At 39.1% G+C, this 8623-nt stretch carries 7 protein-coding genes and 1 pseudogene; 2 read left to right on the forward strand and 6 right to left on the reverse strand.

The annotated features are described in order from the left end of the window. Nucleotides 1-1053, forward strand: a pseudogene (locus AC4GME_RS14755) (ribonuclease E); the annotation flags it as partial. Nucleotides 1054-1227: 174 nt separating this feature from the next. Continuing rightward, nucleotides 1228-2181, forward strand: a complete 954-nt coding sequence (gene trxB / locus AC4GME_RS14760; protein ID WP_490376191.1) for a thioredoxin-disulfide reductase — start codon at nucleotides 1228-1230, stop codon at nucleotides 2179-2181. Nucleotides 2182-2255: 74 nt separating this feature from the next. Here the strand turns inward: trxB and nlpI are convergent, their stop codons facing one another. The 6 genes from nlpI to queA all read right to left on the reverse strand — a co-directional run. Then, entirely contained in the window at nucleotides 2256-3173 is a 918-nt protein-coding gene (nlpI, locus tag AC4GME_RS14765) for a lipoprotein NlpI (protein WP_490376190.1), read from the reverse strand. Between the two features lie 122 nt (nucleotides 3174-3295). Continuing rightward, nucleotides 3296-4243, reverse strand: a complete 948-nt coding sequence (gene secF / locus AC4GME_RS14770) for a protein translocase subunit SecF (RefSeq protein ID WP_490376189.1) — start codon at nucleotides 4241-4243, stop codon at nucleotides 3296-3298. A 15-nt stretch (nucleotides 4244-4258) separates the two neighbouring features. Beyond that, the gene (gene secD / locus AC4GME_RS14775) at nucleotides 4259-6121 is read right to left on the reverse strand and encodes a protein translocase subunit SecD (protein ID WP_490376188.1); all 1863 of its coding nucleotides are present in this window, start codon (nucleotides 6119-6121) and stop codon (nucleotides 4259-4261) included. 89 nt (nucleotides 6122-6210) lie between these two features. After that, nucleotides 6211-6546: a preprotein translocase subunit YajC gene (gene yajC, locus AC4GME_RS14780; RefSeq protein WP_490376187.1), complete on the reverse strand. Its 336-nt coding sequence runs from the start codon at nucleotides 6544-6546 to the stop codon at nucleotides 6211-6213. Between the two features lie 45 nt (nucleotides 6547-6591). Next, the gene (tgt, locus tag AC4GME_RS14785) at nucleotides 6592-7716 is read right to left on the reverse strand and encodes a tRNA guanosine(34) transglycosylase Tgt (protein WP_490379656.1); all 1125 of its coding nucleotides are present in this window, start codon (nucleotides 7714-7716) and stop codon (nucleotides 6592-6594) included. 50 nt (nucleotides 7717-7766) lie between these two features. Beyond that, a partial coding sequence (gene queA / locus AC4GME_RS14790; protein ID WP_490379657.1) for a tRNA preQ1(34) S-adenosylmethionine ribosyltransferase-isomerase QueA occupies nucleotides 7767-8623 on the reverse strand: 857 nt, incomplete at its 5' end.

Here is an 8623-nt window from a genome sequence, read left to right on the forward strand (position 1 = left end):
ACAGCTGCACCGGTTGTTGAAGCAGTTGCAACACAAGTTGAACAACCAGTACAGAACAAACTGGATGCGGTTCAAGACGTGACTAAAAAAACACCTTCGGCTGCAATTGAAAATGAAGCTGACGTTGAAACAAATGTCACTCAAACTGCAGAGCAAAGCGTAAATGCAGAGGATCATGCACCTGTTGCAATACCAAACCGTCGTTCTCGTTACTTACGTAACAATAGTCAACGTAAGAAAAGAACAATTAGTACCGACGATAATATTGAAAGAACAGTAGCAAGTGATCAACTTGATCCTGTTTGCAGTCGCTACCCAGAGTCGCAAGCGAAAACAGAAAGTAAATTTGAACCTGTTGCTGATCAAGCTATCGCTGAAATAAAAGATGCACCTAATAAAAAAGCAGAAAAACCAATGGCAGCCGCACCAATTGCAAGTGAAATTAATACACTTGATAATAACGCTGCTACAGAGCAAGTTGCACAACAACTGCACGAAAGTATTTCTGCACAAGTCATTGAACAGGCAGCGCAAATTTTACCGGAAGAAAATTCTAACGTTTTACCTGAAAGTAAAGCAGAAGAAACAGTGACGGTTGAAACTGCAACACAAACACCTGTTGTTGAACAAACACCTGTTGTTGAACAAGCACCTGTTGTTGAACAAGCACCTGTTGTTGAACAAACAGCTGTTGTTGAGCAAGCACCTGTTGTTGAGCAAGCACCTGTTGTTGAACAAGCACCAGTTGTTGAACAAGCACCAGTTGTTGAACAAGCACCAGTTGTTGAACAAACACTTGTTGTTGAACAAGCACCTGTTGTTGAAACTGCTAAAAGCGATAATACAAACAAAAAAGTAGGCACTGTTAGTATCGTTACTCAATCTTCAACATCACCGATGACCAGGACGGTTAGCGGTCCACTTGATCTTAATGCTGAAATTGTCATTGTTGGCGCTACAGAGCGAACTCCATTTGCAAAATCAACACAACAAGCGGGTAGCCGTTTTGCAAGTGCTCAGGCAAGCAGTGAAACGGTAAAAGCAACACTTTAAAATTTAACAATAGCTTTTCCCTATCAAATCAAACGGATATTTCATTGAAATATCCGTTTTTTTATACTGCTATTTTTTACTTGTCGGTTTACTATAACTTCCTAAAATCTTTCATCATTAATTGCTTACTCCTTGCTTATAAGCAATTATAAATATTTATTTCAAGGTATCTTTATGAGTGAAACTAAACATCACAAACTATTAATTTTAGGATCTGGTCCAGCTGGTTATACTGCGGCGGTTTATGCTGCTCGTGCTAATCTAAACCCTGTATTAATAACGGGCATGCAACAAGGCGGACAACTGACCACAACCACTGAAGTGGAAAACTGGCCAGGCGGCAGTGCGGAAATGACTGGTCCTGGTTTAATGGATAGTATGAAAGCACATGTTGAGCGTTTTGATACAGAGATTATTATTGATCATATAAATGAAGTTGAATTAACTAAGCGCCCTTTCACTCTTAAAGGTGACAAGACATACACTTGTGACGCCTTGATTATCGCAACAGGGGCATCTGCACGCTACTTAGGTCTTGATTCAGAAGAGGCATTTAAAGGTCGCGGTGTTTCTGCATGTGCAACTTGTGATGGTTTTTTCTATCGTAATCAAAAAGTGGCAGTTGTTGGTGGCGGTAATACTGCGGTTGAAGAAGCATTGTATTTATCAAATATAGCATCTGAAGTGCATTTAATTCACCGTCGTACTGGTTTTCGCTCAGAGAAAATACTATTAAATCGCTTAGAAGATAAAATTGCTAACGGCAATATCATCTTGCATACAGACAGAATCTTAGATGAAGTGCTAGGTGATGAGATGGGCGTTACAGCGCTGCGTTTAAAAGATACTTTATCTGATAAAACCGAAGAGTTAGAAGTGATGGGTGTGTTTATTGCTATTGGGCATAAACCAAATACCGATATGTTTGCTGGACAACTTGAAATGAATCACGGTTACCTGAAAGTACAGACTGGTAGTGAAGGCAATGCTACGCAAACAAGCATTGAAGGTGTTTTTGCTGCAGGAGATGTTAGCGATCATATTTACCGTCAAGCAATCACATCTGCAGGAACTGGTTGTATGGCCGCTCTGGATGCTGAACGCTTCTTGGATAATCAAGCAGGTTAAGTTTCTAATTTCAGATCCAATAAAAAAGGTAACCAATGGTTACCTTTTTTGTGTCCCTAACTAAAAGAGCAAAACTATTGTTTTGCCAACTCAGTTTGCAACATTAATTGAATAGAAGCTAATTCAATTAATGAATATTTGTATTCAATAAAATCGTGAATATTAGTTGCGGTACTTAATTTGAAATAATAAATAGCTTTGTTCAGGTTACCAGCTAGTTTGTGCCAGTGAGCAAGGTAAAAATATGCTTCACATAAACGTTGTGCTAACTCTTTATTTGTATAAACCCCATAGGTAACTGTTTCAAAAAATTCTTTTTCTGTTGTTCTACCGGCAACTACATCAATTAAAGCCCAGGCATAACGATTGTCATTGTTTAACTGATCTTCCGCTTGTAATCTTGCTAATGTATTTTCCGGATCAATTTTACTGTTAATAATATAACGCCACAAAATTCGATAGGGATCATTTATATCAAGTTCATAAAACTGTTCAATATCATTACTTGCTAAGGCATAACGTTGTATCTGATACAGTCCAATAGCACGATGTAAATAACTGTATTGCATATTTTCAGATAGTTCTAATGCTGAATCAAAAGCTTCAAAAGCATCATCATAAGACTGACCTAATAACAGATAAAGACCTAATGAGTTATAGGCAGCTGCAAATGAAGGATCTATGTTTATCGCTTGAGTGAAATCATAACGACTGTGTGCACTTAACCCCATGCGATCATAAATAATGCCTCGGTCGTAAAATAACCGTGCACGTTGTTGAAAACCGAGGTCTTTTTGTTCTGCAATCAATTGATTAATACGCAATAACTTAACTTCATCTTGATAATTAATTTGTACTGCAGTGGCAAGTGGAAGTACAGTTGTAACATCATTATTTAGCGATCTAATATCACTACTTTGAGAAGTAGTCGAACAGGCTGTTAATAACAGCAATATAGGCAAAAAAAGCACTGCGGATAAATGAAATCTCATGAATAAACCCTTGTAGATAAGAGATTTAAGAGTGAACTATAATAATAATAAAGTAAAGGCTGATATAATTTTACAAACAAAAAAAAACACTGCAAGCAGTGTTTTTTTTGAGTTGATAGCAATTAAAGTAAAGCTTCCTGATCCGCGCCCTCTTTTTCAACAACTTCAGGGATCATATGTTCACGAGAAATGCCTAGTTTTATAGCCAGTGCACTTGCTACATAAATTGACGAATAAGTACCCACAACAACACCAATTAATAACGCAGTAGCAAAGCCGTGTATTAATGCACCACCGACGATATACAGTGATGCTAATACAAAAATAGTTGTACCGGACGTTATCAATGTTCTGCTTAACGTCTGTGTTAGTGACTGATCAACTACATCTTCTGGACTTGCTGTGGTTAGTAAACGAAAGTTTTCTCGAATACGGTCAAACACAACAATTGTATCATTCAGCGAGTAACCAACCACGGCCAATAGTGCCGCCAGAACAGTTAAGTCAAATTCAATTTGGAAGAATGAAAACACACCTAAGGTTAAGATGATATCGTGTGCCAGAGCCAATACAGATCCAAGTGCTAAACGCCACTCAAATCGCGCGCTAACGTAAAATAAAATACAAACCAAGGCGAGAATAATTGCTAAACCACCATCTTCTGCTAATTCTTCTCCTACATTAGGACCGACAAACTCTATGCGTCGCATCTCAACCTGGCCAAATGAACCACTTTGTAGCGCATTTAAAACCTGATTACCGATAACTTCACCTTTTATCCCTTCACGAGGCGCTAAACGCACCATCACTTCATGGCTACTGCCAAAGTGTTGTACAATAGCATCAGGAAAATCAGCAGCAGCAAGTGTTGCTCGTACTTCCGTTAAGTTAGCTGGTTGTTCAAAACCAACTTCAATTAAGGTGCCACCAGTAAAATCAAGTCCCCAGTTTAACCAGTTAATACTTAATGTAACTAATGAACCCACAATTAATAATATTGAAAACCACTTTGCAGGTTTTGAATATTGCATAAAGCGAACGGTTTGTTTCGCTTTAAATAACTCCAACATAATTTATCCTTAAGCTTAGATTGATAGTTTCTTGATGTCGTTACGACCACCCCAGATTGCGTTAACAAAAGCACGCGTTCCGAAAATAGAAGTAAACATTGACGTTGCAATACCAATCATCAGTGTTACTGCGAAACCTTTAATCGGTCCAGTACCAACTGCAAACAGAATAATTGCGGTGATTAAGGTTGTAATATTTGCATCGGCAATAGTTGAAAATGCATTTGCATAACCTTCATGGATCGATTTCTGAATCGATTTACCCGCACGCAACTCTTCGCGGATACGCTCAAATATCAGTACATTAGCATCAACTGCCATACCAACCGTTAATACAATACCAGCAATACCAGGTAGCGTTAATGTCGCGCCCGGAATCATTGACATCACACCGACGATCATCACGATGTTAAATAACAAGGCTGCATTAGCAACAACACCAAATTTACGGTAATAAACAAACATAAATAAAACCACAGCAAGCAGACCGTAAGCCATCGCTTTAATACCATTATCGATATTCTGCTGACCTAAACTCGGACCAATTGTACGTTCTTCAACAATTTGAATCGGTGCAATCAACGCACCGGCACGTAATAGCAGCGCTAAATTATGTGCTTCAGCGGCATTATCTAAACCCGTAATACGGAAACTTCGACCAAGCTGCGCTTGAATTGTTGCAACATTAGCAATCTCTTCACGCTTTTCGATTTCAGCTTTACCGTTGGCTTTTTTCTTACCCGTAGGTAAATATTCGATAAACAGTGTTGCCATCGGCTTACCAATATTATGTTTGGTAAAACGAGACATTTTACTGCCGCCTTTTGAGTCAAGAGAGATGCTCACCTGTGGACGCCCATACTCATCCGCACTCGATTGTGCATCAACAATATGGTTACCAGTTAAGATGATTTTTTTCTTAACCACCACAGGACGACCGTTACGATCTTTATAAACAACTGAAGATGAAGGTAAACGACCAGCTAACGCATCATTAATATCTGTCTCATAATCTGCCGGATGAAACTCAAGCGTCGCAGTTGCACCTAAAATCTCTTTTGCTCTTGCCGTATCTTGAATACCAGGCAGTTCAACAACGATACGATCAACACCTTGACGTTGAACTAATGGTTCAGCAACACCTAATTCGTTAACACGATTACGTAGAATACTTAAGTTTTGTTGCAGAGCATCTTCTTTGGTTGATTTTAATTTTTGCTCAGTCATAGAGATCTGCAGTATAAATTCACTGTTTTCTTCTTTATCACTGAACTGATAACCAGGATTGATTGGTTTAAGATGATCGATTGCTTTTGCTAACGTAGATTCATCGCTAAAGCGTAAAATAACACCTGTTTCATTATTTGCTTTGCGGATACCACGGAAACGAATTTTTTGTTCACGCAGTTCTGAACGAAGATCTTGTACCATCTGCTCTTGCGCTTTACTGACTGCTTCATCCATATCCACTTCCATCAGGAAGTGCACTCCGCCGCGTAAATCAAGACCTAGTTTTAAAGGGGCTCCACCAATAGCTTCTAACCACGCTGGCGTTGAAGGCGCTAAATTTAAAGCCGTTATAAAGCCGTCTCCTAACTGTTCGCCGAGTGTTTCACGCGCAATGAGTTGATCTTCGCTGGAGTTTAGACGAATTAATATTTGTCCATTTTCCAGACTGGCACTTTTAGGGCTGATATTGGCATTTTTTAGAAGATCTTGCACTTTATCTAAAGTGGCAAGCTCTACTTTTGCTCCACGGGTTGCGGAAACTTGAATGGCTGGATCTTCTCCGTAAAGATTCGGAGCTGCGTAAAGTAAACTGATCAACACGATGAAGCCAAGCAGTAGGTACTTCCACAATGGGTATTTATTTAACACGATACTGTCCTTTAATTAGACGCTAAAGGAAAATGAAAGACGAAGCAATCAGATCCCTTCGCCATTTTCTTAGAGTGACTTAAACTTTATTAGATAGATTTAAGCGTGCCTTTTGGTAGGGCTGCGCTGATAAAATTCTTTTTAATAACGATAACGTTATTCTCGTTTAGCTCAATTTGAACATAATCACTTTCAGCACTGATTTTAACCACACGACCAATCAATCCGCCTTGTGTTAAAACTTCATCACCTTTACTAATGTTATCCATCAGATTTTTATGCTCTTTAGTACGTTTTGCTTGTGGGCGATAAATCATAAAATAGAAAATCGCAGCAAAAATTACCATCATAAAAATAAAAGAAAAACCACCTTGTTCAGGTGCGCCTTCAGCAGCTGCATGTGCTTGTGAAATAAATAAACTCATTTGTATCCCTTATTATTTAAAAATTAGTATTATTGTTTTAATCGGTTAATCGTTAATCATTGGTTTTTCTTTACCTATGCGCTTATAGAACGAGTCAACGAATGCGTCTAATGTACCTTGTGCAATGGCATCACGCAAACCTTTCATCAAACGTTGATAGTAACGTAAGTTATGGATCGTGTTTAGACGTGCTCCAAGAATTTCTCCACATTTGTCAAGGTGATACAAGTATGCACGGGTATAATTTTTACATGTATAACAATCACATTCTGCATCTAAAGGGCTTGTATCTTCGCGATGTTTAGCGTTACGAATTTTAACAACGCCATCAGTTGTAAAAAGATGACCATTACGCGCATTTCGTGTTGGCATTACACAGTCAAACATATCCACGCCTCGACGAACTCCTTCAACTAAATCTTCAGGTTTACCTACCCCCATTAAATAGCGCGGTTTATCTGTCGGTATTTTCGGCGTGATATACTCTAAGATTCGATGCATCTCGTCTTTAGGTTCACCAACAGCAAGTCCACCAATTGCATAGCCATCAAATCCAATTTTAGTTAAACCATCAAGCGATACATCACGCAGATGCTCATAACAACCACCTTGAATGATGCCAAACAATGCATTTGGATTTTCCAGTTCATTAAAACGATTGCGGCTGCGCTGTGCCCAACGAAGTGATAATTTCATTGAAACATCAGCTTCTTCTTCTGTCGCCGGGTATGCTGTACATTCATCAAAAATCATAACGATATCAGAGCCCAAATCATATTGGATCTCCATCGAGACTTCAGGCGATAAAAATACTTTATCACCATTAACAGGGCTGCGAAAATAAACACCCTCTTCTTTGATTTTTCGCATTTTTCCCAGACTAAAAACTTGAAAACCACCGGAATCAGTTAATATCGGCCCCTTCCAATTCATAAAATCATGTAAATCGCCATGTTGTTTAATCACTTTTTGACCCGGACGTAACCATAGGTGGAAAGTGTTACCGAGTAGAATTTCAGCGCCTGTCGCATCAACCTCTTCGGGCGTCATGCCCTTTACCGTGCCGTAAGTGCCAACAGGCATAAATGCAGGCGTTTCAACCGTACCGCGTTCAAACGTTAAGCGACCGCGACGTGCGCGCCCGTCTGTTGTTAATAATTCGTATTTCATGGTTTTCCTTATCAGAGAAACAGTCTGATTGTTATTGTAAAATTTATTGTTTATTTTTTAGTTAAAAACATCGCATCACCGTAACTAAAAAAACGGTATTTTTCGTTTATTGCCACTTTATAAGCATTATCAATCTGCTCTTTACCGGAAAATGCACTGACTAACATTAACAAGGTAGATTCAGATAGGTGGAAATTAGTGACCATCGCATCAATTAATTGAAATTCATATCCTGGGTAAATAAAGATACTGGTTTCAGAAAAATAGGGAGAAAGTTGCTTTCCTTTCGCAATGGTAGCCTGCGCTGCACTTTCAATCGAGCGAACAGACGTTGTGCCCACAGCAATAACACGACCACCTTTCTTTTTGGTCGCATTAATTTTATCAACAACCACCTGAGAAACTTGCGCATACTCACTATGCATTTGATGGTCGAGTATATTATCCACTTTAACTGGCTGAAAAGTACCCGCACCAACATGCAGGGTAACAAACGCAAAATCAACACCTTTATGTTGCAGTTGGTCTAATATATTTTGATCAAAATGTAAGCCTGCAGTGGGCGCTGCGACAGCACCCGGATTTTTATTGTAAACCGTTTGATAACGCTCTTTATCCGCATCTTCATCCGGCCTGTCAATATAGGGAGGTAATGGCATATGGCCAATATTTTCTAATATTTCTAGTACACTTTTTTCATTGTCGACATGGATCTCAAACAGAGGTCCATGACGTGCAACCATAAGTGCGTCAACGCTATTTTCTAAACGTAATTTACAACCCGGTTTAGGTGATTTTGAACTGCGCACATGAGCAAGAAAGCTTTTATCGTCTAATACCCGCTCGACTAGCACTTCGATTTTTCCGCCAGTTTCTTTCTCACCAAACAAGCGTGCAGGAATCACCC

The sequence above is a fragment of the Psychromonas sp. genome, from assembly GCF_983033635.1.